Here is a 25354-nt window from a genome sequence, read left to right as displayed (position 1 = left end):
TCACTCCCGCCCAACACCTGTCATGTCTACGACATCCCCGCCCCAATCCTCTGCACACATGCCGTGCTCCACATACCGGTGAAAACTGGAATACGGCCAATCGATGACTTTACTCGCCAAGCCATGCTTGACGGGGTTGTAATGGATGTAATCGACATGCTTTATAAAGTCGCGCTCGTCGCGTAGCACATGCTCCCAGTAGCGATGCTGCCAAACGTCTTTCAATCCTGCATGCTTGCTGAACCACGTCTTGATCAATCGCCAGCGCGTCATGAAGTCGGCATCGTCTTCAGGCAAAGTCCAGATGCAATGCAAGTGATCGGGCAAGATGACGATGGCGTCGATAGCGAATGGCCGCTTCTGGCGCACGGCGCGGAAAGCGTCCCTGAGCAAAGCCATGGCAATTTCCGAAGTAAAGACGGGCCGGCGGTGTGCCGTCACCACCGTGAAGAAAAAGCTGCCGCCAGGCTGGAATGCGCGTCGATATCGCATGGTTTCGGGTGTTGTCGGATTACGGCCTGCGGCCTGAACGTCATCGGTATTGCTTATTTCGGGGTGTTGTCGGATTACGGCCTGCGGCCTGAGCGTCATCGGTATTGCTTATTTCGGGGTGTTGTCGGATTACGGCCTGCGGCCTAATCCGACCTACGCGAAAAGACACCGCAATAGGTCGGGTAGGTCGGATTAGCGTAGCGTAATCCGACTTTCAGTGTAATCCGACTTCCAGCGTAATCCCGCTTTTCGCAAACGGCCTTGCGCCCGCGCAGCCTACATGCACATCCAGAAGCGGTTCGCCAGGTCGAGCATGAAGTCGGGGCGCAGATAGGCGAGGAAGACGAGAGCCAGCAGCGCGGCGCCAGCCAGGCGCCACAGCCATGTGCGCCAGCTGGCCATTACGCGGCCACCGCCACGCGCTTGACGGCGCGCTCGTCGATGGGCAGGTTGATCAGCGCGGCCAGCAAGCCCAGGCCGATGGTGATCATCCACACGATGTGGTAACTGCCCTGGTGCTCGTACAGGTAGCCGCCCAGCCACGCGCCGAGGAAACTGCCCACCTGGTGCGAGAAGAACACCATCCCGGCCAGCATCGACAGGTGCTTCACGCCGAAGATGCCGGCGATGATGCCGTTCGTCAGCGGCACGGTCGACAGCCACAGCACGCCCATGCCGGCGGCGAACAGGTACACGGACCATGCCGACAATGGCGCCAGCAGGAACACGGTGATGACCACGGCGCGCGTCACGTAGATGGCCGACAGCAGGTAGCGCTTGGCGATCTTGCCACCGAGTTTGCCCGCATAGTAGGAGCCGACGATGTTGAACAGGCCGATCAGGGCCAGCGCCGTGACGGCGATGTTCGGGTTCATCAGGCCCTGGTCCTTCAGGTAGGCCGGCAAGTGCACGCCGATGAAGACCAGCTGGAAACCGCAGACAAAATAGCCGGCCAGCAGCAGCCAGAACGAACGGCTGGCGATGGCTTCGCTGAAGGCGGCACCGATGCTTTGCTGCGGGCCGCTGGCGTGCGAGACGGGCGGCTCGCGCAGGTAGAAGGCCATCGGGATCATGGCCAGCAGCACCAGCGCGGCGAGCACATAAAAGGCGTTTTGCCAGCCCACGGCGGAGATCAGCTGCTGCTCGACCGGCATCATCAGGAACTGGCCGAACGAGCCGGCCGCCGACGAAATGCCGAAGGCCCACGAGCGCTGCTCGGGCGGCGCGCTGCGGCCGATGATGCCGCTGATGGCGCCAAAGGCCGTGCAGGCCAGCGCCAGACCGATGAAGATGCCCGAGCCGACGATGAACAGCGTGGGCTGCGTCACGAGCGCCATCCACACGAGGCCGGCCATGTAGCTGATGGCGCCGACGATGACGACGCGCATGGTGCCGAAACGGTCTGCCGCCATGCCGGCGAACGGGCCGAAGACGCCCCACATCAGGTTTTGCATGGCCAGCGCCAGCGAATACGTTTCGCGCGTCCAGCCGTTCGCTTGCGAGATCGGCTGCATCCAGAAGCCCAGGCCGTGGCGCACGCCCATCGCGAGGGTCAGCACGACGCCGCTGGCGATGAGGACGGTTTTCAGGCTGGGACGCGATGTGTGCGATGTCATGGGGTTCCTGTTCTCGCCTGGTCGGCTTGGTAGACGAGGCCGATCTGGCCGCGCATGGTGTCGAGGTTGTGCATCAGCGCCACGCTGTCGGCGTGCGGCATGACGGGGCTTTCCAGCAGGCCGGCGCGGATGCAGCGCATCGCTTCGATGGCCTCGTGCGCGTAGCCGTTGCCCAGGTGCGGTGCGGCGACGACGCGGCGTGCGCCATCCATCGCTTCGACGATCAGGTGGTCGGGCTTGTAAAAACGGCTGGGCAGGCGGATGCGGCCCAGGCTGCCGGAAATCGTCATTTCCGTCGGCGTCTGCGCGCGCAGGCTGCAGGCGCAGGACGAGGTGCCGCCGCCCGCGTGCAGCAAGGAAAACACCACCTGTTCATCGACGCCGGTGGCGCCCATCTCGGCCAGCGCCTGCAGCTGCGATACCGGGCCGAGGAAGAAGGCCGCCATCGACAGCGGATAGATGCCCACGTCGAGCAGCGCGCCGCCACCGAGTTCAGGATTGAACATGCGGTGCTCGGGCGGGAAATGGGCGACGAAGCCGATATCGGCCTGCACTTGCCGCAGCACGCCGATTTCGCCGCTGGCGATGATGCGCTGCGCTTCCTGCACGGCGGGCAGAAAGCGGCTCCACATGGCTTCCATCAAAAACAGCTTTTTCTCGCGCGCCATATCGACCACGGCCTGCGCTTCGCGCGCGTTCATCGTGAACGGCTTTTCGCACACGACGTGCTTGCCGGCGGCCAGGCACATCAGGGCGTTTTCCGCATGCAGGGTGTGCGGCGTGGCGATGTAGATCACATCCACGCCAGGATCGTCCGCCAGCGCCTGGTAGGAGCCGTGACAACGCTCGATGCCGAATTCGGTGCCGAAGGCTTGCGCGCCGGCGCTGCTGCGCGAGGCGACCGCCGCCAGCTGCGCACCAGGCGCGTCGCGCAAGCCATTGGCCATCGCGCGGGCGATCTTGCCAGTGCCGAGGATGCCCCAGCGGACGGTATGCTCCATGCTCTACTCTCTTTCTGCGCCTGCTGCCTTGCGCTTCGGGCGGAACACCGCCGCGTCATTGTAAAAATCGTCGTCCTGGCCTTCGCACCAGCCGGGTAAGCCGAGCACCGGCAGCGGCGTGAAGTCGGCCGTCGTGAGGCCTTGCTGCGCCAGGTCTTGCGCCACCCGCTCGTCGAGCCAGGCGCGGCGTGCGACATCGTCCAGCGTGAAATAGGCGTCGCCGGCAAAGATCACGCGCGTGTGCGCCGTAATGGCCTTGCGCGGCGCCACCAGTTTTTCCATCAGCGCGTGGCCGAACAGCCAGACTTCGGCGTCGCCGCCCGCGCCAAATTTCTCGCGCTGCGCGATAAATGCGCTGCGCCAGTCGTGCCCGCGCAGCGCCGCTTCCAGTGCGCGCCCGGCATCGCTGTCGCGCAGCACCAGCAAGGCGGAATTCTCGTCAAAAATCGTCGCGCCGTCGCGCGCGGGACCGCGCGATTTTCCCACGCCGGACAGGGCGATCTGCGCCGCCTGCAGCGCATTCAATTGCCGCTTGATGCGCGGGAAAGTGAGCCACACGAGCGCATTGAAAAAATCGTGCAGATTGTCGCGCGTGGGCACGCCGCCCGTGGCGCCGATGAACTCCTCGTAGGCCACGCCTTCGGGCAGGTCCGCTTGCGGCACAAAGCACAGCGGCAGGCCGGTGGGATTGCGCAAGTCCAGCGCCCGCGCCCGGCCATTCAGCGCGACGATCACCGTGTCGCGCTGCAGGTCCAGCTGCCGTCGCGCCGGCAGCACCGTGGCAAACCAGGGACGGGTCCAGTCTATCGATGGCAGCATGAACGCTTAGACCATTTTCCAGTTGATCTGCTCGCCCGCGTTAAGCGGAATGACGTGGCTGTCGCCCAGCGGCAGCGAGGCCGGCAAGGTCCAGCTTTCGCGACGCAGGGTGATGGTGTCCGTGTTGCGCGGCACGCCGTAGAAGGCCGGGCCGTGGAAGCTGGCGAACGCTTCGAGCTTATCGAGCGCGCCGGCCCGTTCGAATGCTTCCGCATACATTTCCATCGCGTGCAGGGCCGTATAGCAACCGGCGCAGCCGCAAGCCATTTCCTTGGCGCCTTGCGCGTGCGGCGCCGAATCCGTGCCGAGGAAGAAGCGCTCGTCGCCGCTGGCGGCGGCCGTCATCAGTGCCAGGCGGTGCTCTTCGCGCTTCAGGATAGGCAGGCAGTAGTAATGGGGACGGATGCCGCCCTTGAAAATCTCGTTGCGGTTGTACAGCAGATGATGCGCCGTGATGGTGGCGGCGATCGGGCCTTCCGCTTCGGCCACATACTGCGCCGCATCCTTGGTGGTGATGTGTTCGAACACGACGGACAGGGCCGGGAAGGCGCTGCGCAGCGGGCGCATCACGCGCTCGATGAAGACGGCTTCGCGGTCGAAAATGTCGATTTCCGGATCCGTCACTTCGCCGTGCACGAGAAAGGGCATGCCCACTTCCTGCATCACTTCGAGCACCTTGTAGCAATTCTTCAAATCCGTCACGCCCAGGTCGGAATTCGTGGTGGCACCGGCCGGATACAATTTCACGGCCTGCACGATGCCACTGTCCTGCGCGCGGCGGATTTCGTCGGGCAAGGTGTTGTTCGTCAGGTACAGCACCATCAGCGGATCGAAGTTCACGCCTTCCGGCACGGCGGCCAGGATGCGCTCGCGGTAGGCGCTGGCATCGGCCGTGGTGGTAACCGGGGGTTTGAGGTTCGGCATGACGATGGCGCGGCCGAACTGGCGCGCGCTGTGCGGCAGCACGCTGGCCATGACGGCGCCGTCGCGCAGGTGCAAATGCCAGTCATCCGGACGGGTGATGGTGATGGAGGATGGAACGGCGGCTGGGGTGTGATCGAGTGTGGACATGGCGGCTGCTCTCAGGCGGTCATTGCGGATAGCGCCATTTTACCAGCCGCAGGACCGTCCCGCCGGCCGGGAGAGCCCGCGCATGCTGGCGGGGAAACGGCAGAACGGCCGGTATCACCCGGCCGTTTTAACTAAAAGAATGAAGAGCATCAGGACTTGGCCGGCGCAGTCTCCTGCTTCGCCCCCCAGGCGCGGATCTCGGCCAGCATCTGGTCCAGCTTGGCGCGGTCGTATACCTGGCCACGGCTGACCACCAGGCGAATCCGGCGCGTGGCGCCGATGTCCTGCAGCGGGTTCGCGTCGAGCACCAGCAAATCGGCCGCCTTGCCGGCCGCCACGCTGCCGTAGCGCTCCAGCTTGCCCAGGAAGCGGGGACCGTTGATGACGGCCGACTGCAAGGCTTGCTGCGGCGTCAGGCCGTACTGCACATACAGGCCGATTTCATCGTGCAGGGCCTGGCCCGGATAGTCGAAGGAATTCAAGAAGCCCGCATCGGTGCCGGCGATGATGCTCACGCCCTGCTGCTGCAAAATGGGCAGCAGCTTGGCCGATTGCTCGAACTGCGCGTGGCGCTGGGCGATCGCATCCGGGCCATCCTTGGCGGCGCGCTGCACGCGCCAGTCGTAGGTGGCGCGCAAGCCCTTGCCGATGTACTGCAGGGCAGGATCGTGCGTGTGGTCTTCGCGGTCCAGATACGCCGTTACGCGCGAACCCCACAGGGTCGGCACGATGGCCGTGCCGCGCGCGGCCAGGTAGCTGAAGGCCTTGCGCGCCGTCGCCTCGTCGTAGCTTTGCAGGCTTTCGCGCATGGCCTCCTTGTCCGTCAGCTCCTGTTCGCGCGGCGTCGTGGCGCGCAGCAGGTAGGATTGATGTTCGATCGTGCCCAGGCCCGCATCGGCCATCTGCTCCAATGTGAGCTGCACGGGAATATGGCCCGAGGTGCGCATGCCCCGTTCGCGCGCCTGGCGCAAGGCTTCCAGGTACAGCTCCGGCTTCAGGGTGTTTTCCGTGATCTTCACGAAGTCCACTTGCTGCGCCTGCAGGCCGTCCAGCGCGCGCGTCACTTCCTGCGGCGTGCCCACTTCAATGGTGCCCTTCCACAGCGGCTTGAGGCCTTCGAGCTTGGCGCCAGAGGTAAAGATCGTCGGACCTTCCAGCTGGCCTGCGTTGATCTGCCGGCGCCATGCCAGCACCGTGTCGGGCAAGTCGCCCGAACAGTCGCGCACCGTGGTGATGCCGTGCGCCAGGTACAAAGGCAGCAGCTGCTTGTTCTCGTCGATCAGCTCGGGGCCGCCGCCGAAATGCACATGCGTATCCCACAGGCCCGGCATCAGATATTTGCCGGGCAGGCGGATGGTCTGCTTCGGCGCGTAGCTGCGCAGCTGCGCGTCATCGACGACGGCGACGATGCTGTCGCCCTTGAGCAGCACGGTCTTGCCCTTGACGGCGAGGCCAGCGGCAACGTCGATCAGGGTGGCGCCGCGCAAGGCGATGTCGACGGCGATCTTGTCGGCCGCGTGGGCATGGGCCAGCAAGCCCAGCGCCAGCATGGCGCCGGCGATGTGTTTCATGTCAGGCATGCGTACTCAACTTCAAGGTGATGAAAAATTAATGGATGATCTTGGCGAGGAAATCGCGCGCGCGGTCCGAGCGCGTCGTGTTGAAGAAGTCATCCTTGCTGCAATCCTCGATGATCTTGCCCTGGTCCATGAAGACGATGCGGTTCGCCACGCGCCGGGCAAAACCCATTTCGTGCGTGACGACCATCATCGTCATGCCTTCCTGCGCCAGGCCCACCATCACGTCGAGCACTTCGTTGATCATCTCCGGATCGAGCGCCGATGTCGGCTCGTCAAACAGCATGGCGATCGGGTCCATCGACAGTGCGCGGGCGATGGCCACGCGCTGCTGCTGGCCGCCCGACAGCTGGCCGGGGAACTTGTCCTGCTGCGACAGCAGGCCCACGCGGTCCAGGTATTTCAAGCCCTTGGCATTGGCTTCGTCGGCGCTGCGGCCCAGCACCTTGATCTGGCCGATGGTCAGGTTTTCGCGGATCGACAGATGCGGGAACAGCTCAAAATTCTGGAACACCATGCCGATGCGGGCGCGCAGTTTCGACAGATTCGTTTTCGGATCGTTGACGGTGATGCCGTCGACGATGATCCGCCCCTGCTGGATCGGCTCCAGGCCGTTGACGGTTTTGATCAGGGTCGACTTGCCGGAGCCGGACGGGCCGCAAATGACCATCACGTCACCCTTGGCGACGTTGGTGGTGCAGTCGGTCAGTACCTGGAACTGGCCATACCATTTGCTGACGTTATTGAGTTCAATCATCTTGTTCTTTCTTTTACGGTTAGCGAATGATGGCGACGCGTTTCTGCAGGCGTTTTACCAGGAACGACAAGGCATAGCACAGCACGAAATACACGACGGCGACAAACACGTACATTTCCACCAGGCGGCCGTCGCGCTGCGCGATTTTCGAGGCGGCGCCGACGAAATCGGGAATCGACAGCACGTACACGAGCGACACGTCCTGGAACAGCACGATGGTTTGCGTCAGCAGCACGGGGATCATGTTGCGGAACGCTTGCGGCAGCACGATGCTGCCCATGGTTTGCCGGTAGTTCATGCCCAGCGCCTGTCCCGCCCACACCTGGCCGCGCGGGATCGACTGTATGCCGCTGCGCATGATCTCGCAATAGTAGGCCGCCTCGAACATGATGAAGGTGATCAGCGCGGAAGAAAACGCGCCCACTTTCACGGGCTCGTTGGCGCCGATGATCCAGGCGGCGATATACGGCACCAGGAAGTAGAACCAGAAGATCACCAGCACCAGCGGGATCGAGCGTATCAGGTTGACGTAGCTCGACGCCACGCCGGAGATGATGCGGTTGCCGGACAGGCGCATCAGCGCCAGCAAGGTGCCCAGCACGATGCCGCCCACCATGGCCAGCGCCGTCAGTTTCAGGGTAAACACCATGCCGGTCTGGAACAGATAGACCCACGAGCGAGAGATGACGTCGAAATCGAAATTACCGAACATATCAGTGTCCTCCCGTCTTGGCGCCGGCGACGATGAAGCCGGGGATGGCGACCTTTTTCTCGATCAGGTGCATCAGCACCACGACCAGCAGGTTGACGACGACGTAGATGATGGTGGCGGCCGAAAACGCCTCGAACACCTGGAAGGAAAACTCCTGGATGGCGCGCGCGCTGGCCGTCAGCTCGATCAGGCCGATGGTCAGCGCCACGGAACTGTTCTTGATGATGTTCAAAAATTCGCTGGTCAGCGGCGGCAGGATGACGCGCGCGGCCATCGGCAGCAAAATGAAACGGTAGGTTTGCGGCAGGGTCAGGCCCAGCGCCGTGCCGGCCAGTTTCTGCCCGCGCGGCAGCGCCTCGATGCCCGTCGTCACCTGCACGGCCACGCGCGACGAAGTAAAGAATCCCAGGCACAGCACGGCCGTGACGAATGGTGCATTCGGCAGCGACTTGACCCAGGCGCCCAGGTCGGGCGGCAGCAATTCCGGCATGACGAAATACCAGAGGAACATTTGCACCAGCAGCGGCACGTTGCGGAACAATTCAACGTAGGCATTGGCTATGCCCACCAGCCATTTATTCGGCAGGGTGCGGATGGTGCCGACCACCAGGCCCAATATCAATGCCATGATCCATGCCGCACCGGCCGTGGCCAGGGTCCAGACCAGGCCGGACCACAAGGTGTCCATATACGTGCCCACGCCATCGGGAGAAATCTCCCAGAAGATGCGCCAATTCCAGTTGTAATTCATGATCATCCTTCGCATGCAGCCCGAGGACAGCGGCCAGCCGGCCACCCGTCCCGCAAATAAATCGGGAGGCTTGCGCCTCCCGGTTTGTTACGCAATCTTTACTTTTTCCGTTTGTCCGAAGTCTTCTGCGCTTCCGGTACGGCCGCATATGCGGCCGGGTCACCGGAGTCGGTCGGATTGGCAAACACGGCCTTCAGTTGCGGCGGCATCGGGAATTTCAGGTTGATGTTTTTCGGCGGGATCGGCGAGGTAAACCATTTCGCATAAATGCGGTTGATGTCGTCGCTCTTGTACAGGCGGATCAGCGCATCGTCGACCACTTTCTTGAAGGCCGGATCGCCCTTGCGCAGCATGATGCCGTACGGTTCGACAGACAGCGCTTCCTTGGTGATTTCGTAGTCGTTCGGGTTCTTCGAGTTGGCCACCTGCGACGCCAGCAAGATGTCGTCGTTGGCTTCGGCCACCGCGCGACCCGTTTCCAGCATCAGGAACGACTCGGGATGATCCTTGCCGACGGCAATCGTCATGCCCAGGTTCTTTTCCTTGTTCAAAATCGTCATCTGCTTGATGGTCGACGTGCCGGCCGTAGCGACCAGGGTCTTGCCGCGCAAGTCTTCCAGGGTCTTGATGTTCGAGGATTTTTTCGACAGCACGCGGTTGCCGATGACGAACATGGTGGGGGCGAACGCCACCTGCTGCTGGCGCTCCAGATTGTTCGTCGTCGAGCCGCATTCGAGGTCGATGGTGCCGTTGGCCATCAGCGGGATGCGGTTGGCCGAAGTGACGGGGCTCATCACCACTTTCAGTTCGCTCATGCCCAGGTGTTTCTGCAGGGCCGTGACGACTTTCATGCACAGGTCGATCGAATAACCCTGGTATTGCTGCTTGTCATCGAGATAGGAGAAGGGCACGGAGCCGTCGCGCACGCCGAGGGTGACGGAACCGGCTTTCTTGATCTTGGCCAAGGTGCCGGTCAATTCCTGAGCCTGGACTGGCGACATGCTGCTGATGACACCGACGCTGAGCAGCGTGGCGATGATTTTGGTCAATTTCATAAATTCTCCTGGGCGGACAAACGGAATCGATTCCGAACGAAACAACTGTGGTGCAGACGCCACCAATGGAATTAATTTTATTTCATTTTCAGCGCCGGACCAGCCGTTTTCTGCGATTGCCCTCAAATAGGCGCTATACGCGCGCCTGAAGGGGCGCGGCTGTAGCATTTTTCCTACTGATTTCCCATTCCCGATTTATTTTGCCGGCGCCAGCCCCGCCAACTCGTCCTCTTCCGCCTCATCATCCCTATTCGCCTGCTGGCGTTGCCACATCTGCGCGTACAGGCCATCCGCCGCCAGCAATTGCGGATGCGTGCCCCGCTCGACGATGCGGCCATGGTCGAGCACGAGGATTTGCTGGGCGTCGGCCACCGTCGACAGGCGGTGCGCAATCACCAACGTGGTGCGGTTTTTGGCGATTTCCTTCAGCTGCGACTGGATCGCCTGTTCCGCCTTCGAGTCAAGTGCCGAGGTCGCTTCATCGAAGATCAGGATGGCCGGGTCTTTCAGCAAGGTGCGTGCAATCGCCACGCGCTGCTTTTCGCCGCCCGACAGTTTTAAACCCCGCTCGCCCACCATGGAGCTGTAACCATCTGGCAAGCTTTCAATAAAATCATGGATCGATGCGGCTTTGGCCGCCGCCACGATGGCTTCCTTGCTGGCGCCCGGCTTGCCGTAGGCGATGTTGTATTCGATGGTGTCGTTGAACAGCACCGTATCCTGCGGCACGATGCCGATGGCCGCGCGCAGGGAGTCCTGCGTGATATTGCGCAAGTCCTGGCCATCGATGGTGATGCCGCCGCCGTCGACTTCATAGAAGCGGAACAGCAAACGCGACAAGGTCGACTTGCCCGAGCCGCTGTGGCCCACCACGGCCGTCGTGGTGCCGGCGGGGATCTGGAAATCCACGTCGAACAGGATTTGCCGCTTGGCTTCATAGCTGAAATCCACGTGGTCGAAACGCACGGCCGCGCCCCGCGTGACGAGCGGTTTGGCGTCCGGCGTATCGGCGATTTCGCGGTTCTCGTTCAGCAAGGAAAACAGCCGCTCCATGTCGGCCAGGCTTTGCTTGATTTCGCGGTAAATGACGCCCAGGAAATTGAGGGGAATGTACAGCTGGATCATGAAGGCATTCACCAGCACCAGGTCGCCCAGGGTCATCGTGCCGGCGATCACGCCCACGGTGGCGCGCCACAAAATCAAGGTGACGGCCGTGGCGATGATCAGCGACTGGCCCGTATTGAGCAGGGATAACGAGGTCTGCGATTTCACGGCGGCCGATTCGTAGCGCTGCAAGCCTTCGTCGTAGCGCTTCGCCTCGTAATCCTCGTTGCCGAAATATTTCACGGTTTCATAGTTGATCAGCGAATCGATGGCCTTGGTATTCGCCTTCGAATCGAGGTCGTTCATGGTGCGGCGGAAGTGCGTGCGCCAGTTCGTCACCAGCACGGTAAACGCGATGTACGACACGAGCGCCACCGCCGTGATCACGGTGAACCAGATATCGTAATGCAAGACCAGGTAGCCGAGCACGAGGGTGATTTCCACCAGGGTCGGCAGGATGTTGAACAGGGTGTAGGAAATGAGCGAGCCCACGCTGCGGGTGCCCCGTTCGATATCGCGCGTCATGCCGCCCGTCTGGCGGTTCAAATGGAAACGCAGGGACAGCGCATGCAGGTGGCGGAACACTTGCAGGGCGATGGTGCGCACGGCCCGCTGCGTGACCCGGGCGAACAGGAATTCTCGCAGTTCCGTAAACAAGGTGGTCGACAGGCGCAGCAAGCCGTACGCCACCAGCAAGCCGACGGGCAGCACCAGCAGCGCTTGCGGATGCGCGGCCGTGATCGTCATGGCATCGACGAGTTTTTTCAGGATCAGGGGCACGCCCACGTTGGCGAGCTTGGCGCCCACCAGGCATAGCAGCGCCAGCAATACTCGCCATTTGTAGACCCACAGGTAGGGCAGCAAGGTCTTGATGGTGGCGAAATCGCTGTGGCTGGCGGAAGCTGGCGAGCGGGGCGGAGGGGGAGTCTGGGAACGGCGCATGGCGAAGGTCGGCTTTTTATGGTTCAATCGCAGCAATTGTAGCCTTTCATGAGAATAAAAGATGAGCACCTCCCCAGACCGTCCCGACAACTGCCTCGCCTCCGGCCTGCCCGCCGGAAAAATGCCCGAACTGCGCATGATGCCCGCGCCGTCCGACGCCAATGTGTACGGCGACGTGTTCGGCGGCTGGATCATGGCGCAAGTCGATATCGCCGGCTCCCTGCCGGCCACGCGGCGCGCCAACGGCCGTGTCGCCACCATCGCCGTCAATTCCTTTGTCTTCAAAAACCCCGTCTTCGTCGGCGATCTGCTGTCCTTCTACGCCGACATCGTCAAGGTGGGCAATACGTCGATCACCGTCAATGTCGAGGTGTATGCCGAGCGCAACCGCCTGCAGGCCTGCATCGTGAAAGTCACGGAAGCGACCCTGATCTACGTGGCGACGGACTCCGACCGCAAGCCGCGCAAGGTGCCGCCCATCGAGACCTTATTGGCGTCTTGATTGTCGTAATCATTCCACACCATGGATAGCCAGCGCCGCATCTTCTTGCTGAGCGCTGCGCGCATCACGGCACTGGCCGCGGCCGGCAGCGTGCTGTCCGGCTCCAGCGCCAGCGCCGCCACGCGCCTCAATGGCACCGGCTATCCGTTTGCGCTCGGCGTCGCTTCCGGCTCGCCCTTGCCGGACGCCGTCGTGCTGTGGACGCGCATCTGCTACGACCCGCTGCAAGCAGCCGCCACGCCCGCCATCGCCCTGAACGTGCGCTGGGAAGTGGCCGAAGACGAGGCTTTCCGGCGCATCGCCGCCAAGGGGCAAGCGACCGCCACGCCCGCCCTCGCGCACAGCGTGCACGTCGACGCGGGCGGTCTGGCGCCCGGACGCTGGTACTGGTACCGCTTCATGCTGGGTGACGCCGTCAGCCCCGTGGGCCGCACGCGCACGGCGCCCGAGCCCGGCTCCATGCCTGCCTCGCTGAAACTGGCCGTCGCCTCATGCCAGCACTGGGAATTCGGCGCGTATGCGGCGCACCGGCACATCGCGGCGGCGGCGCCCGACCTGGTGGCCTTCCTCGGCGATTACATTTATGAGTGGGGGCCGTACCAGCTGCAGCACCCGAGCCGGGCCGTGCGCACGCACGAAAGTTTTACCTTGGACGAGTACCGCGCCCGCTACGCGCAATACAAGAGCGACCGCGACTTGCAGGGCGCGCACCTGGCCGCGCCGTGGATCGTCACCTGGGACGACCATGAAGTGGCCAACGACTACGGCAACGACCGCGACGAGTTGCTCACGCCCACCTTCCTGCAGCGCCGCGCGGCCGCCTACCAGGCGTTTTATGAGCACATGCCGCTGCGCCTGCTGCCGCTGGGGCGGCGCGGCTTTGTCGACATGCGCATCTACCAGCGCTACGACTGGGGCCGGTTGGCGCGCTTCCACGTGCTGGACGACCGGCAATACCGCGCCTACCACGCCTGCGCCAAACCGGGCCGTGGCGGCTCCAATTCCGTCACCACGCGCAACTGTCCCGACTTGCTCAAGCCCGACCGCACCATGCTGGGCGAGGAACAGCAGCGCTGGCTGCAAGCCGGTCTCGATGATTCCCCGGCGCGCTGGAATATCCTGGCTCAGCAAACCCTGATGGCGCAATCGAGTCAGGTACCCATCGTGCGGCCCGGCGAAGAGCGCGTCTGGACCGATGGCTGGGACGGCTATCCCATGGCGCGCCAGCATCTGCTCGACGCATTGCGCAGCAGCAAGGCCAGCAATCCGCTGGTGTTGTCGGGCGACGTGCACACCTTTTATGCGACGGAACTGAGCCGCAACGCCATGCGGCCCACCGGCAAGGATAATCCCGTGCTGGCGACCGAGTTTTGCGGCACCTCGATCACGTCGAGTTCCCGCCCGCAGGCGCGCACCGACCAGTACGTGGCGATGAACCCGCACATCCGCTACGGACGCAGCGACAAGCGCGGCTATATGTTGCTGGAGATCACGCCAGAAAAAAGCACGGCTCTGTTCCAGGGCCTGGAAAATGTACGCGACAGCACATCCGGCATCGCGACACTGGCCAGCTTCACCGTGCAGGACGGCAAGGCGGGCCTGCAACGCAGCTAAGCTACGCTTTTCAAGGCGTCGCGGTAACGCCGGCTGACGGGCACTTCGCCGCCCGTGGACAGCACGGCGCGCGCGTCGCCCGATTCCAGCGGTATGATGGTCTGCACGAAATCGAGGTTGACGATATAGCTGCGGTGCACGCGCACAAAGCGCTTGCCGTCCAGGCGGCGCTCGATGGCGGCCATGGTCGAACGCAGCGGATAATCGTGCCCGCGCACATGCAGGTTCACATAGTTGCCCCAAGCCTGTATCCATTCGATCTCAAGAGCCGGCAACAGAAAATCCTTGCCCAGCTTGCGCACCAGAAACCGCTCCGGCTGCTGCACCGGTTCCACGGCGGGCCCTTCATCGGGCTCGCCCAGCAAGGTCGCCTCGCCTTGCCAGCGCATCAGCAGCAACTGGTAAAAGCCCACGGCCAGCAGGACGAGGAAGTAAGCACGCACATCTTTCAGGTATTCATACGGCAACTCGCGCCACCAATGACCGAAATCGTAAGCGCTGCCGGCGCTCCAGTACGCCAGCTTGCGCAAGGCCACCATGGCCGCCACATGCACCAGGCTGTAGGCGACCGACGCGGCCAGGTGCCAGCGCAGGTTCTGGCGCTGGAACACCAGCTGCAGCGGCCGGTACTGTCCCGCCAGCACGACCACGGGCACCAGCGCCAGCAGCACCAGATTGCTGCTCCACTCCCACACGGCCACTTCCCAGAATGGCGTATTGACGCCGGCGCGCTGCAGGTCCAGCCAGACCAGCCAGCTGTTGACGCTGGCCTGCAGCAGATACAGCACGATCCAGAATCCCGGCTCGGCCACGCGGCGCCAGCGTTGATAACGTTGCAACAGGTCAGTGGAAGCGATGTGCATGGTTTCGGGGCTTGAATGAGTTACATGATTGTAAGGTCCCACACCCGTCCCAGGCGATCCATTCGTCCCAGCCAGCCGTCCGCTGGTCCCATTTCGCTGGCACGCTGCCCCGTCGCTGCCTATGCTGAGGCTTCCTTCACCACTCGCCCACGATCATGACCATAGCCTCCCGCCGTCACGATATCGACGCCTTGCGCTTTCTCGTCTTCAGCCTGCTGATTGTCTATCACACTGCCCTGCTGTACATGGATGGATGGCACTTTCACATGCACAGCAGCTACGCCACCGATGCCTTGAACATGCCGCTGATCTTCCTCAACCGCTGGCGCATGGAAATCGTCTTCCTCATCTCCGGCATCTCGTGCGCCATGATGACGCAGGCCTCGCGCGGCGCCTTCCTGTGGCGCAGGATCAAGCGGCTGCTGCCGCCGCTGCTGTTTGGCATGGCCGTCATCATTCCCATCCAGCCGTATTGCGAAGGGGTCAGCAAGGGCCTGGTCGAGCCTGGATATGGGCGGTTCCTGCTGCATTACTTTGGCGGCCATGCCTGGCCGGCAGGCGCCTTCGATGGCTGGCAATATGGCTTTACCTGGAACCACCTGTGGTATCTCGTGTACTTGCTGCGGTACATCATCGTACTGGTGGCGCTGCAGCCGCTGCTGGCGGCGCTGCGCCCCCGGTTCCAGCGCTTGCGCGGATGGCATCTGCTCGTCCTGCCTGCCCTGCCACCCTTGGCGGCCATGGTCTTCCTCAAAATGCGCTATCCGGAAACCCATGCGCTGGTGCGCGACTGGTATGCGCACGCCATGTATTTCACGCTGTTCCTGTATGGCTGGTGGCTGGGCAATGACAAGGGATTGTGGGCGGAACTGGCGCGCTTGCGCTGGCATACGCTGTGGCTGGGCCTGGGCGCGTTTGCCGTGTATATGTTTTTCGACCAGATATATTCGGAGAACCTGCTGACCTGGGCCGCGTTCGGCTCCTGGCCCCTGCGCAATCTGTACATGTGGCTGGCCATCTGCGCCATCCTGGGCTGGTCGCACACCTTGCTGAATCAACCTTTTGCCTGGCTGCCATGGGCGCGCCAGGCCGTGTTTCCCTGGTACCTACTGCACCAGAGCGCGATTATCCTGCTGGCTTACTGGCTGGTGCCGTTAAAACTGGGGCCCGTGCTGGAACCGTTGCTGATACTGGCTGGCACGGTGGCGACTTGCTGGTTGGCAACGTCGCTGCTGATCAGCAAGGTGCACTGGCTGCGCCCCTGTTTCGGCCTGCCCGCCAGGCCACGGCAAGCCGTAGCTGCGGACACGGCCTTGGCGGCGAATTAAGCTACTTTCTTTTCGTCGCGCAATTGACGGCGCAAGATCTTGCCGACATTCGTCTTCGGCAATTCATCGCGGAACTCGATGTATTTCGGTTTCTTGTAAGCCGTCAATTCATGTTTGCAATGCTCGCGGATCTGCTCCACCGTCAGGTTCGGGTCCTTGCGCACGACAAACACTTTCACAGCTTCGCCCGCGTTGGCGTCCGGCACGCCGATGCAGGCGCATTCGAGCACACCAGGGCAGGACGCGACCACGTCTTCCACCTCGTTCGGATACACATTGAAGCCGGAGACGATGATCATGTCTTTCTTGCGGTCGACAATCTTCACATAGCCACGCTCGTCCATGACGCCCACGTCGCCCGTCTTGAAGTAGCCGTCGGCCGTCATCGACTTGGCCGTCTCGTCCGGACGCTGCCAATATCCCGCCATCACTTGCGGGCCGCGCACGGCGATTTCGCCGGGCTCGCCCAGCGGCACTTCCACGCCGTCATCATTCAGAATCGCCACTTCCGTCGACGGGAAAGGCAAGCCGATGGTGCCCGTGAATTCCGTGATATCGACGCGGTTGCCCGTCACCACGGGTGATGTTTCCGACATGCCATAGCCTTCGATCAGCGGGCAGCCCGTCAGTTTCAGCCAGCGTTCGGCCACGTTGCGTTGCAGGGCCATGCCGCCGCCATTGCACACTTTGTAGCTGGAGAAATCGAGCTTGGCGAAGTCCGCATTGTTCAGCAGCGCGTTGTACAAGGTATTGACGGCCGGGAAGACGACGATCTTGTGCTTGCTCAATTCCTTGACGAAACCAGGGATGTCGCGCGGGTTGGGAATCAGCACGCACATGCCACCCAGGCGCATGCCCATCAGGGCGCTAACCGTCAGCGAATAGATGTGATACAGGGGCAAGGCGCACATGAATCCCATCGAAGTGGCGCGCATTTCAGGCGTCATCACGGGCGCCATCCACGCCTCGTTTTGCAGTACGTTGGCAATCACGTTACGGTGCAACAGCATCGCGCCTTTTGAGACGCCCGTCGTGCCGCCCGTGTATTGCAGGAAGACGATATCGTCATGCCCCTGCTGCACCGGCGTCAGGCTCAAGCGTGCACCCTCGGCCAGCATCTTGTTGAAACTGATGGCGTTCGGCAAGGAGAACGCAGGCACCATTTTCTTGATCTTGCGCACGACGAAGTTGACGATGGTGCCCTTCAAGCCGCCCAGCAAGTCGCCCATGGTGGCGACGATCACATGCTTGACTTGGGTATGCGGCAACACCTGTTCGACCGTCGTGGCGAAGTTTTCCAGCACGATGATCGCTTCGCTGCCCGAATCGACCAGCTGGTGCTGCAGTTCGCGCGGCGTGTACAGCGGATTGACGTTCACCACCGTGTAGCCTGCGCGCAGGATCGCCGCCATGGCGACCGGATATTGCAGCACGTTCGGCAGCATGATCGCCACGCGCGCGCCCCGTTGCAGCCCCTTGCTTTGCAGCCAGGCGCCCATCTGCAGCGACAACTGGTCGAGCTCGCGGTAGGTCAGGAATTTATCCATGCACACGAAAGCATTGCGGTCCGCATATTTCTGGAACGACTCTTCCAGCAAATGCGTGACGGAACGGTATTGCGTGCAATCAATCTCTGCGGGCACGCTGTCCGGGTACGACTTCAACCAAATCTTGTCCATCTCGCCTCATCTTTATCTGTAAAAGGGATGCGCCTCCTGGCGCATCCACACTGTTTATGCTGCTATCTTCGTTTCATCGCGCAAGGCGCGACGCAAAATCTTGCCGACGTTGGTCTTCGGCAGTTCATCGCGGAATTCGATGTATTTCGGCCGCTTGTAGCCCGTGAACTGCTCCTTGCAATACGCGGCCAGCACGGCCTGGGTCAGGTTCGGATCCTTGCGCACGACAAATACTTTCACGGCTTCGCCCGAGTGTTCATCGGGCACGCCCACGCACGCGCACTCGAGCACGCCCGGATGGGCCGCGATGACGGCTTCGACTTCGTTCGGATACACATTGAAGCCGGAGACGAGAATCATGTCTTTCTTACGGTCCACGATCTTCACGTAGCCGCGCTCGTCCATGATGCCCACGTCGCCCGATTTAAAATAGCCGTCCGGTGTCATGACCTTGGCCGTTTCATCGGGACGGTTCCAGTAGCCGCTCATCACTTGCGGGCCACGGATGGCGATCTCGCCCGTCTGGCCCAGCGGCACTTCCTTGCCGTCATCGTCGAGGATGGCGATATCGGTCGATGGCACGGGCAAGCCGATGGTGCCGGAAAACGCCGTGCTGTCGGCGCGGTTGCAGGTGGCAACCGGCGACGTTTCCGACAAGCCATAGCCTTCGATGATGGACACGCCCGTCACCTGCAGCCACTTGTCGTTGACGGCTTGCTGCACCGCCATGCCGCCGCCATTGGCGATCTTCAAGCCCGAGAAATCGAGCTTGGCAAAATCGGGATGATTGACCAGTGCGTTATACAGCGTATTGACCGCCGGAAGCAGGTTGAACTTGTACTTGCCCAGTTCCTTGATCAGGCCCGGAATATCGCGCGGATTCGGGATCAGGATATTCAGGGCGCCCACGCGCGTGCCCCACATCGCGCAGGCCGTCAGGGCAAAGATATGGTACAGCGGCAAGGCGCAGACGACGATCATCTGTTCCTTGCTGTTCTGGTCGAGCGCCGCGCCCGACCACGCTTCGCTTTGCAGCACATTGGCGATCACATTGCGGTGGCTCAAGGTCGCGCCTTTCGACACGCCCGTCGTACCGCCCGTATATTGCAGGAAAGCGGGATCGTTGATGCTCAGCTCGACGGGCGTGAGCTTCATGCGGCTGCCCAGCGCCAGCGCCTGCTTGAAACGCATGGCGTTCGGCAAGGAATACGCGGGCACCATCTTCTTGACGTTGCGCACGACAAAATTGACGATCATGCCCTTCAAGCCACCGAGCATTTCGCCCATGCTGGCGACGACGATGTGCTTGACGGCCGTCTTGCTCAATACTTGCTCGACCGTATGGGCAAAATTTTCCAGCACGATGATCGCTTCGCTGCCCGAATCGTTGAGCTGGTGCTCAAGTTCGCGCGGCGTATATAAAGGGTTGACGTTGACCACCGTGTAGCCGGCGCGCAGCACGGCCGCGATCGCCACCGGATACTGGAGCACGTTCGGCATCATCAGGGCCACCCTGGCCCCCTTCTTCAGCCCACGGCTTTGCAGAAAGGCCCCCAGCTGGCGCGAATAGGTATCGAGTTCGGCATAGGTGAGAAATTTGTCCATGCAGACATAGGCATTGCGATCCGCATATTTTTGAAACGCTTCTTCCAGCAAATGCACCAGCGAACGATATTGATCAGGATCGATGTCGGCGGGGACGCCGGGAGGATACGACTTCAGCCAAATTTTTTCCATCCTGTGCCTCTTGTCTCGAATAATCGTGGGGGAGCCGGCGCATCTTGCCGACGCGGATCATCGCTGCGGATTCTGTCGTCCTGCAGTCAGTTTGAGCATTCTGACGAGCAATTGCTCTATGCTACTAATGCGATGCTATCGGGCGCCGCGCTTCCATGCAAGCGCTTTCAACAGTATTCGAGCAGCAACTCTAAGGCCTTTTTATGCTGCATTGCAGCACGATAAATACGCTGTTACCGAATCGCTTGCCTCGGCGTACTGGACAATCTTTACGGGTCAGGGGCTGGACAATTGTTCCAGCGCATGCCTGCGCTCGGGCTTCTTGAGCTGGGCCATTGTGTGCACTGCAGCATAAAAAGCACGAAAGTTCTTTTTTTCTTCCAGCAATTTTTTGAAGGCAGGCAAAAATTCATTGTAGGTAGACACCGAAGCCAGGTGCGCATTGCTCAATGGCTGCTCGAACCAGCGGTCGTAACCGGCAAAACCGCCCCAGTTTTGCTTGAGCACCTGATACGCGTCTTTCAATGCTGCAAACACCTGCGCCTTGCGCGCGCGCTTGTCCGCATCGCTGGCGTCGCTCGCATACACGGCGTCCAGTTCCCCCCGGTATGTCAGCAGCAGGGCCAGAAAATCCTGGCGCCGCGCCGCATACTGGGCGTACGACGCGCGCATCGCGTCATTGCCCTCGCGCGCCAGCCAGCGCTGCACGCCCGCCTCTTCCACGGCGCTGGCAAACGATTCGTTGAAGGCCGAATCGCCGGGCACGTACACCACCTGGTGCGCCAGTTCATGGAAAATCAGGCGCGCCAGTTCCGCATCGTTGTAGTTGATAAAGGTCGACAGCAGGGGATCGTCGAACCAGCCCAGGGTGGAATACGCGGGCACGCCGCCCACCTGCACGTCGTAATGCTGGGCGCGCAGCTCGTCGGCATACGCGAGCGCCTCATCCTTGCTGTAATAGCCGCGGTAACTCACGCAGCCGGCGATGGGAAAACACCATTGCAGCGGCTGCAGCGACAGTTCCGGCGTGGCAACCACGTTCCACAGCACGAATGGGCGCCGCAGGGCCGCGTAATTCTTGTAGCTGCCATTGTCCGGCAAATCCAGTTCGCTGACGGCAAAGCGGCGGATCTGCTGCGCCTTGGCCAGGCGCACTTTCAGGCGCGGTTCGGTGGCCGGGTCATCGAGCCAGTCACCTATGGGGCGCGCGCCGGACCACAGCGCATATTGCCCCTGCGCCGCCTGCGTGTAGTAGCGCAGCTGCGTGCAGCCGCCCAGCGGCAGGCACAGCATGCCGACAAGCAGCCGGGCCGGCCAGCGCGCCATGTCAGGCAACCTTTTCCACTTCGACCAGCGTGTCATAAAAGGTGGGCGCGCGGCCCATGTCCGTCAGGCGCTGGCTGGTCACTTCATTGGCGTTCTTGCCGTCGCTGGCGAGTTTCTTCCACCACACGGACAAACCCACCACCAGGCCTTTCCTCGCCTTGTCCGTGACCCTGGCCCTGGCGACAAAGCTGCCGCGGTCATTGAAGATGCGCACCATGTCGCCGGCCGCGATGCCGCGCGCGGTACAGTCGTCCGGGTGGATGTCGAGGTGCGGCTCGCCCTCGGCCGCGCGCAGGCTTTTCACGTTCACAAAAGTGGAGTTGAGGAAGTTGCGCGCCGGCGGCGAAATCATGGCCAGCGGGAAACGCGCCGCCAGCGCGGGATTGCTCGCTGGCGATTCGTGCGGCGCGATATAGGTCGGCAAGGGATCGAGTCCCGCCAGCGCCATGGCGCTGGAATACAACTCGCACTTGCCCGATGGCGTGGGGAAACCACCCTCGGCAAAGGGCGCCTCGGGCATGGCCAGCTTTTGCCAGCCCGTGCGTTTCAGCGATTCCCAGTCGAAATGCACGGCACGGGCATCCGTCGCATCGAAGGCCTTGGCCGCCAGCGCATCGTCGCTTTCCTGGAAGCACGGGTCATCAAAGCCCATGTATTGGGCCAGCAGGCGGAAGATTTCCGTATTCGCCTTCGCTTCGCCCAGCGGCGCCACGGCCGCATTGTTCGCCATCATGTACAAATGGCCGTAGGTGGAATGCGCATCGACATGTTCCAGCTGCGTGGTGGCGGGCAGCACGATGTCGGCGTAATCGACGGTATCGGTCTGGAAGTGCTCGAGCACGACCGTAAACAAATCTTCGCGGGCAAAACCCTGCGCCACTTTCGACGAATCGGGCGCCACCGCCAGCGGATTCGAGTTGTAGACGATCACGGCCTCGACTTGCGGGCCGAACTCGGGCGACGTGGTTTTCAGCAGATCGTCGCCGATGGTGCTCATGTTGATGGTGCGCGGCGTGCCTTTCAATAAGTCGGGGCGCTGCAAGGCCTTGCGGTTGACGGGGAAGGAACCCGAGCTCGACAGCTGCATGCCGCCGGCCGGATGGCGCCAGGCACCCGTCAGGGCCGGCAGGCAGGCGATATTGCGCACGGCCATGCCGCCGCCATGCACGCGCTGCACGCCATAGTTGGCACGGATGGCGGCGCCCTCGCCGGAACGGCAAGCATGGCCGTACAGGCGCGCCAGTTCCACCACTTCGGTGGCCGTGATGCCGCACACCTCGGCCGCGCGCTCGGGCGGCCACGCCAAAGCGCGCTGTTTCAAGGCATCGTAGCCGACCGTGTAGCGTTCGATGTAATCATGGTCGACCAGGTCTTCGGTGATCAAGACATGCATCAAACCCAGCGCCAGGGCCGCATCGGTGCCCGGCAGCAAAGCGATATGCTGATGGCATTTTTCTGCCGTCAGCGAACGGTAAGGGTCGATGGCGATCAGGGTGGCGCCGTTGCGCTTGGCCTCTTGCGCGCGCATCCAGAAGTGCAGGTTCGAGGCGATGGGATTGCCGCCCCAGATGATGATCAATTTCGCGTTCTGGAACTGCTCCAGGTCCGTACCGATGCTGGCGCCCACCGTGTAGCGGTAGCCCGTGGCGCCGGCCGAGGCGCAGATGGTGCGGTCCAGCAGGGAAGCGCCGAGCTGGTTGAAGAAACGCGAAGACATCGATTCGCCCTGCACCAGGCCCATGGTGCCGCAGTAGCTGTACGGCAAGATCGCCTGCGGATCGCGTGCGGCGATCGGTTTCAGGCGGGCGGCGATGGTCTGCAATGCTTCTTCCCAGCTGATGCGCTCGAACTTGCCTTCCCCCTTCTTGCCCACGCGGCGCAGCGGATGCAGCAGCCGGTCCGCATGGTAGGTGCGTTCCGTGAAGCGCGATACCTTGGTGCACAGCACGCCAGCCGTGGTCGGGTGGTCGGGATCGCCCTTGACGGCGGTGGCCACGCCATCGGTCACGGTGACCAGCAAGGCGCAGGTATCGGGGCAATCGAGCGGGCAGGCGGCGCGCACTTGGGTGGTGGTCATCGGGTAATCCAAAAACGTTGGGGGAAGGCGATACTGTAAACCATTCCGCGCGCTTGCTGTTGGCGTCAGGGCAAGCTGGTCCGTGCGCTGGATTTACCCCGCAAACAAGGGCTACAATGCATTATTAGCCGCGTCTGTTTTTGATCAAACAAGCGCGGTCCGGCGCGCCATACATTGCTGCGTGCCAGCATCCACAGGAGAGTCCCATGAAACTAGTTGATCCGATCTTGGCGTTTCAATCCGAACTGCAAGGTATCCGCCGCGACCTGCATGCGCACCCCGAGCTGTGCTACGAAGAACAGCGCACCTCGGACGTAGTCGCCGCCAAACTGACGGAATGGGGCATTCCCGTGGTGCGCGGCCTGGGCCGCACTGGCGTGGTCGGCACCATCAAAAATGGTACCTCGACACGCGCCATCGGCCTGCGCGCCGATATGGATGCCTTGCCCATGCAGGAAATGAATACCTTCGAGCATGCCTCGCGCCACCCGGGCAAGATGCACGCCTGCGGCCACGACGGCCACACGGCCATGCTGCTGGGGGCGGCCCATTACCTGGCGCAACACCGCAACTTCGACGGCACCGTCTACCTCGTCTTCCAGCCGGCGGAAGAAGGCGGTGCCGGCGCGCGCGAAATGATAGCAGACGGCTTGTTTACCCGCTTTCCCATGGATGCCATCTACGGCATGCACAACTGGCCAGGCGCGGAAACGGGCACCCTGAGCGTGGTGGAAGGCCCGATGATGGCGTCGAGCAATGAATTCCACGTCACCGTCAAAGGCAAGGGTGCGCATGCGGCCCAGCCCCACAAGGGCATCGACCCCGTGATGGTGGCTGTGCAAATCGCCCAGAGCTGGCAAACCGTCATCACGCGCAACAAGAGTCCGCTCGACACGGCCGTGCTGTCGATCACGCAAATCCATGCGGGCAGCGCCACCAACGTGATTCCCGATGACGCCAGCCTGGTCGGCACCGTGCGCACCTTTACCACGCCCGTGCTGGACCTGATCGAAGAGCGCATGCGCGACATCGCCGTGCACACGGCCGCCGCATTTGGCGCGGAAGTCGATTTCCACTTCAAGCGCAACTATCCGCCGCTGGTCAACCATGCGAAGGAAACGGCGTTTGCCGTCGACGTGATGAAAAGCGTAGTGGGCGCGGACAAGGTCAACGCGAATGTCGAACCAACGATGGGCGCGGAAGATTTCGCGTTTTTCCTGCAGGAAAAGGCCGGCTGTTACATCTTCATCGGCAATGGCGATGGCGAGCACCGCGATGGCGGCCACGGCCTGGGACCGTGCGTTTTGCACAACGGTAGCTACGACTTCAACGACAATCTGCTACCGATCGGCGCCAGTTTCTGGGTCAAGCTGGCCGAAGCGAGCCTGCCCGTCGCTTGATTCAGCTCAGCTTATCCTGACCAGTGCCCAAACGCTGGCCCGGATTCAACGCTTCCAGGGCCAGCAAGGCCGCCGCATGGTCTGCCGTCGGGTGGCTGGTGGCGAGGGTTTCATAGCGCTGCGTCACCAGTTGCGTCACCGGCAAGGTGACGTGGGCCGCCTCGGCCGCCGCGAGGATGTTATGCATATCCTTGATCTGGCTCTTCACCTGGCCACCGGCAACAAAGTTGCGCTCCAGCATGCGCTGGCCATGCACCTCCAAAATCTTGCTCTCGGCAAAACCGCCACGAATAGCGGCGCGTACGGCGCTCGCATCGGCGCCGGCCGCCTGGGCCAGCAGCAAGGCTTCCGCCACGATAGTCAATGTCGCGCCGACGATCAGCTGATTGCACAGCTTGGCAACCTGGCCGCTGCCGGCCGGCCCCACCAGAGTCGGGCGCCCCATGGCCGCCAGAATCGATTCAACCCGCGCGTAATCGCTGGCACTGGCGCCGGCCATGATGGCCAGGGTACCCGCCTGCGCTCCGCCGACGCCGCCCGACACGGGCGCATCGATGAAGCCATGGCCAGCGGCGTGCAGAGTGGTATGGAATTGCTGGGCTTCTGATTGTCTGGTGGAACTCATGTCGATCCAGATCGCGCCAGTTGCCAGGGCCGGCAGCGCTTCTTGCAGCACCTGCGCCACGATGGGACCGGCTTCCAGCATCGAGATGACCACGTCCGCGCCATTGACCGCCTCAGCCACGGAAACGGCCGGCTGCGCCCCTGCCGCACGCAGGACTTCGGCCTTGCTGTGCGTGCGATTCCAAATTGTGACAGAATATCCAGCGCGTAGCAGGCACCGGACCATCGGATCCCCCATCAGACCGATACCAAGAAATGCGATTTTTGTAGAGAATGTCAATTGAACCCCTGAGATCAACAAGTGGCG

At 62.2% G+C, this 25354-nt stretch carries 22 protein-coding genes; 4 read left to right on the top strand and 18 right to left on the bottom strand.

Annotation, left to right across the window (positions count from 1 at the left end):
• The 12 genes from OX462_RS01740 to OX462_RS01685 all read right to left on the bottom strand — a co-directional run bounded on the left by OX462_RS01740 (position 1) and on the right by OX462_RS01685 (position 11897).
• Entirely contained in the window at positions 1 to 591 is a 591-nt protein-coding gene (locus OX462_RS01740; protein ID WP_409027636.1) for an REP-associated tyrosine transposase, read from the bottom strand.
• 177 nt (positions 592 to 768) lie between these two features.
• On the bottom strand, positions 769 to 894 hold the full coding sequence (locus OX462_RS01735; RefSeq protein WP_255206293.1) for a hypothetical protein: 126 nt from the start codon (positions 892 to 894) through the stop codon (positions 769 to 771).
• A complete protein-coding gene (locus OX462_RS01730) occupies positions 894 to 2108 on the bottom strand; it encodes an MFS transporter (protein WP_409027635.1) in 1215 nt (404 codons plus the stop codon). The genes OX462_RS01735 and OX462_RS01730 overlap by 1 nt, the downstream gene beginning before the upstream one ends.
• Complete coding sequence (locus OX462_RS01725) at positions 2105 to 3109, bottom strand: Gfo/Idh/MocA family protein (RefSeq protein WP_409027634.1); 1005 nt, start codon at positions 3107 to 3109, stop codon at positions 2105 to 2107. The genes OX462_RS01730 and OX462_RS01725 overlap by 4 nt, the downstream gene beginning before the upstream one ends.
• A 3-nt stretch (positions 3110 to 3112) precedes the next feature.
• Positions 3113 to 3928, bottom strand: a complete 816-nt coding sequence (locus OX462_RS01720) for a DUF3025 domain-containing protein (RefSeq protein WP_409027633.1) — start codon at positions 3926 to 3928, stop codon at positions 3113 to 3115.
• A gap of 6 nt (positions 3929 to 3934) precedes the next feature.
• Positions 3935 to 4999, bottom strand: a complete 1065-nt coding sequence (gene pyrC / locus OX462_RS01715) for a dihydroorotase (protein ID WP_409027632.1) — start codon at positions 4997 to 4999, stop codon at positions 3935 to 3937.
• Positions 5000 to 5148: 149 nt separating this feature from the next.
• Positions 5149 to 6579 (bottom strand): amidohydrolase family protein, encoded by a 1431-nt coding sequence (locus OX462_RS01710; protein ID WP_409027631.1) that lies wholly within the window; start codon positions 6577 to 6579, stop codon positions 5149 to 5151.
• A gap of 28 nt (positions 6580 to 6607) precedes the next feature.
• Positions 6608 to 7333 (bottom strand): amino acid ABC transporter ATP-binding protein, encoded by a 726-nt coding sequence (locus tag OX462_RS01705; protein ID WP_070220705.1) that lies wholly within the window; start codon positions 7331 to 7333, stop codon positions 6608 to 6610.
• 19 nt (positions 7334 to 7352) lie between these two features.
• Positions 7353 to 8045, bottom strand: a complete 693-nt coding sequence (locus OX462_RS01700) for an amino acid ABC transporter permease (RefSeq protein ID WP_409027630.1) — start codon at positions 8043 to 8045, stop codon at positions 7353 to 7355.
• A gap of 1 nt (position 8046) precedes the next feature.
• Positions 8047 to 8796, bottom strand: a complete 750-nt coding sequence (locus OX462_RS01695; protein WP_070220783.1) for an amino acid ABC transporter permease — start codon at positions 8794 to 8796, stop codon at positions 8047 to 8049.
• Positions 8797 to 8894: 98 nt separating this feature from the next.
• On the bottom strand, positions 8895 to 9851 hold the full coding sequence (locus OX462_RS01690) for an amino acid ABC transporter substrate-binding protein (RefSeq protein WP_070220709.1): 957 nt from the start codon (positions 9849 to 9851) through the stop codon (positions 8895 to 8897).
• A gap of 195 nt (positions 9852 to 10046) precedes the next feature.
• Positions 10047 to 11897, bottom strand: a complete 1851-nt coding sequence (locus OX462_RS01685) for an ABCB family ABC transporter ATP-binding protein/permease (RefSeq protein WP_409027629.1) — start codon at positions 11895 to 11897, stop codon at positions 10047 to 10049.
• A 136-nt stretch (positions 11898 to 12033) separates the two neighbouring features.
• On the opposite strand from OX462_RS01685, the gene OX462_RS01680 reads away from it, so the two are divergent.
• Positions 12034 to 12399: an acyl-CoA thioesterase gene (locus tag OX462_RS01680; RefSeq protein ID WP_226939493.1), complete on the top strand. Its 366-nt coding sequence runs from the start codon at positions 12034 to 12036 to the stop codon at positions 12397 to 12399.
• Between the two features lie 21 nt (positions 12400 to 12420).
• Positions 12421 to 14013 (top strand): alkaline phosphatase D family protein, encoded by a 1593-nt coding sequence (locus OX462_RS01675; protein WP_409027628.1) that lies wholly within the window; start codon positions 12421 to 12423, stop codon positions 14011 to 14013.
• Here OX462_RS01675 and OX462_RS01670 read toward each other — a convergent pair.
• Entirely contained in the window at positions 14010 to 14876 is an 867-nt protein-coding gene (locus OX462_RS01670) for a LytTR family DNA-binding domain-containing protein (RefSeq protein ID WP_099411287.1), read from the bottom strand. The two genes, OX462_RS01675 and OX462_RS01670, sit on opposite strands and share 4 nt — an antisense overlap.
• Before the next feature lie 155 nt (positions 14877 to 15031).
• On the opposite strand from OX462_RS01670, the gene OX462_RS01665 reads away from it, so the two are divergent.
• Complete coding sequence (locus OX462_RS01665; RefSeq protein WP_409027627.1) at positions 15032 to 16204, top strand: acyltransferase family protein; 1173 nt, start codon at positions 15032 to 15034, stop codon at positions 16202 to 16204.
• On the opposite strand, the gene OX462_RS01660 is transcribed toward OX462_RS01665, so the two are convergent.
• The 4 genes from OX462_RS01660 to OX462_RS01645 form a co-directional block, all read right to left on the bottom strand.
• A complete protein-coding gene (locus OX462_RS01660; protein ID WP_070311537.1) occupies positions 16201 to 17883 on the bottom strand; it encodes a long-chain-fatty-acid--CoA ligase in 1683 nt (560 codons plus the stop codon). The two genes, OX462_RS01665 and OX462_RS01660, sit on opposite strands and share 4 nt — an antisense overlap.
• 54 nt (positions 17884 to 17937) lie before the next feature.
• Entirely contained in the window at positions 17938 to 19620 is a 1683-nt protein-coding gene (locus OX462_RS01655) for a long-chain fatty acid--CoA ligase (protein ID WP_070220716.1), read from the bottom strand.
• A 276-nt stretch (positions 19621 to 19896) separates the two neighbouring features.
• Positions 19897 to 20946, bottom strand: a complete 1050-nt coding sequence (locus OX462_RS01650) for an aminopeptidase (RefSeq protein WP_409027626.1) — start codon at positions 20944 to 20946, stop codon at positions 19897 to 19899.
• A 1-nt stretch (position 20947) separates the two neighbouring features.
• The gene (locus OX462_RS01645; protein WP_409027625.1) at positions 20948 to 23023 is read right to left on the bottom strand and encodes a molybdopterin-containing oxidoreductase family protein; all 2076 of its coding nucleotides are present in this window, start codon (positions 23021 to 23023) and stop codon (positions 20948 to 20950) included.
• Between the two features lie 206 nt (positions 23024 to 23229).
• Here OX462_RS01645 and OX462_RS01640 point away from each other — a divergent pair, with 206 nt between their 5' ends.
• Positions 23230 to 24423: a M20 aminoacylase family protein gene (locus tag OX462_RS01640; protein WP_409027624.1), complete on the top strand. Its 1194-nt coding sequence runs from the start codon at positions 23230 to 23232 to the stop codon at positions 24421 to 24423.
• A gap of 1 nt (position 24424) precedes the next feature.
• On the opposite strand, the gene OX462_RS01635 is transcribed toward OX462_RS01640, so the two are convergent.
• Positions 24425 to 25309 (bottom strand): NAD(P)-dependent oxidoreductase, encoded by an 885-nt coding sequence (locus tag OX462_RS01635; RefSeq protein WP_257218199.1) that lies wholly within the window; start codon positions 25307 to 25309, stop codon positions 24425 to 24427.
• Between the last annotated feature and the right edge of the window lie 45 nt (positions 25310 to 25354).

The organism is Janthinobacterium aestuarii, from assembly GCF_046113285.1.
Taxonomy (GTDB): Bacteria; Pseudomonadota; Gammaproteobacteria; order Burkholderiales; family Burkholderiaceae_D; genus Janthinobacterium.
This window is presented reverse-complemented; position numbering and strand designations above follow the sequence as displayed.